The 627-nt window shown below is 60.6% G+C and carries 2 pseudogenes; both read right to left on the bottom strand.

Annotated features, from left to right (window positions below):
- Positions 1–234 (bottom strand): annotated as a pseudogene (locus NKI67_RS33815) (transposase); the annotation flags it as partial.
- Positions 235–293: 59 nt separating this feature from the next.
- Positions 294–415: pseudogene (locus NKI67_RS33810) on the bottom strand (aminoglycoside phosphotransferase); the annotation flags it as partial.
- Positions 416–627 lie beyond the last annotated feature (212 nt).

The following is a 627-nucleotide window of genomic DNA, read 5'->3' as shown; positions in this document are numbered from 1 at the left end:
CGGCATTGTCGAGCATGGCGTCGGCCAGAAGCCGCTTCAGCCGCGTGTTCTCGTCCTCCAGAGCCTTCAGTCGCCGAGCCTCGGAACATCCATCCCGCCGAAGCGGGCCTTCCAGTTGTAAATCGAGGCGTTGCTGACCCCGTGCTTGCGGCACAGATCGGCAACCGATACCCCGGCCTCATGTTCCTTCAAAATTCCGATGATCTGCTCTTCAGAGAAGCGGCTACGTTTCATGTCCTGGTCCTCTCGATGGGCCAGAACGAACTTCAAACCGGATTAGATAAGAGGGGCAAGGTCAGCCGCGACCACGCTGCCCTACATCGGGCAACGCCGTCCGGCGGCATCGCGGCAAGGTCGATCCTGGTTCCGGTCTCGGATTGCAGGAGGCGATTGACGAACGCCAGCCTGGTCGTACGCGGAGTTCGTGAGAAAGCTTAACTACGTCAGCGACATTGACATCGAAAATGCGACCACCGAGCGAAAGGTGCAAATGTCGCTCCACTGACGCTTCAAAGCCAAGCCCGCGCGCCTCACCGATAAGAGCTTTAGCGATCGCGTTGGCGGCATTGTCGCGGCGCCTTCCGAACGTCGAATGGGCCCGCCCGCGGCGTCGCACTCGATCTCGGC

This window comes from Mesorhizobium sp. M0408, assembly GCF_040321495.1.
Classification (GTDB): domain Bacteria; phylum Pseudomonadota; class Alphaproteobacteria; order Rhizobiales; family Rhizobiaceae; genus Mesorhizobium.
The sequence above is the reverse complement of the archived record's forward strand: the minus strand, read 5'-3'. Positions and strand labels throughout refer to the sequence as shown.